The sequence below is a fragment of the Vibrio sp. 1557 genome, assembly GCF_033340175.1.
In the GTDB taxonomy this organism is placed as follows: Bacteria; Pseudomonadota; Gammaproteobacteria; order Enterobacterales; family Vibrionaceae; genus Vibrio; species Vibrio alginolyticus.
Window position 1 is genome coordinate 1 of the sequence record NZ_JAWOVZ010000279.1, and the last position, 1,051, is coordinate 1,051.

Genomic DNA, 1,051 nt, shown 5'->3' on the forward strand with positions numbered 1-1,051 from the left:
TAAGGCATTCTTATGTCCTCGGCGCTAATTATGGGATGAACTATGAACCAGTTATCAGAGAGTTACAAGGCGAGATTGAGCAATCTACTGCCAAGTTGCGTCGCGTTTTTTAAGTATCTTCTTAAGCGTTTGACGCATGATCGCGTTAATGTAAATGCTGGCTACCTTGCCTATATTACCTTGCTATCCATCGTGCCAATGTTAACGGTACTGTTATCAATATTGTCGAAGTTCCCTGTTTTCGCGAACGTTGGCGAAGTGCTGCAAGGCTACATCATCGAAAACTTTGTACCGGCATCTGGTGAGGCGGTGCACACTGCACTGCAAGAGTTTGTGGCGAACACTGGCAAAATGAGTGCCGTCGGTGGTGGCTTCTTGTTTATTGCTGCGCTGATGCTGATCTCCAACATCGATAAAAATCTAAACTACATCTGGCGAGTCAAAGACAAGCGCCGTTTGGTGTTCTCATTTTCGATGTATTGGATGGTATTAACGCTGGGGCCGATTTTAGTCGGCGCGAGTATTGCAGCAACGTCTTATGTCACGTCGTTACAAATCTTAGAAAATGAAACGCTGTCTGGCGCCTTCAATTTGTTCTTACGCTGGTTGCCGCTCTTGCTGTCATTTTTTGCATTTTTAGGTTTGTACATTCTGGTGCCAAACAAAAAAGTGCATTTAGCGCATGGTGCTGTAGGCGCAGCCGTTGCGGCGATACTGTTTGAATTAAGTAAGAAAGGCTTTGCCCTCTATATCACTCAGTTCCCGTCTTACCAGCTGATTTACGGCGCTTTAGCCGCAATTCCTATCTTGTTTGTCTGGGTTTACTTGTGCTGGATGATCGTCTTGCTGGGGGCAGAAGTCACCGCAGCATTGGGTGAGCAAGAGCACTGGAGTGAAGATCTAGACATGATACACTCGTCGGCTGAATCTCAGTTAGCAAATGAAGGAAGCGAGAGTAGTGATAGCGCTAATTCAACGAGTCAGTGAAGCGGCCGTTCGTGTAGACGGTGAAGTGGTTGGGGAAATCGATACAGGTCTTCTTGTCCTACTT

General features: G+C 46.3%; 2 protein-coding genes. Both read left to right on the forward strand.

Annotated features, from left to right (window positions below; genetic code table 11):
- Positions 1-42: 42 nt before the first annotated feature.
- The gene (locus R7070_RS26480) at positions 43-987 is read left to right on the forward strand and encodes a virulence factor BrkB family protein (RefSeq protein WP_005456793.1); all 945 of its coding nucleotides are present in this window, start codon (positions 43-45) and stop codon (positions 985-987) included.
- Positions 959-1,051, forward strand: a 93-nt coding sequence (locus tag R7070_RS26485) for a D-aminoacyl-tRNA deacylase (RefSeq protein WP_318141556.1), incomplete at its 3' end; no start/stop codon positions are given. The genes R7070_RS26480 and R7070_RS26485, both read left to right, overlap by 29 nt.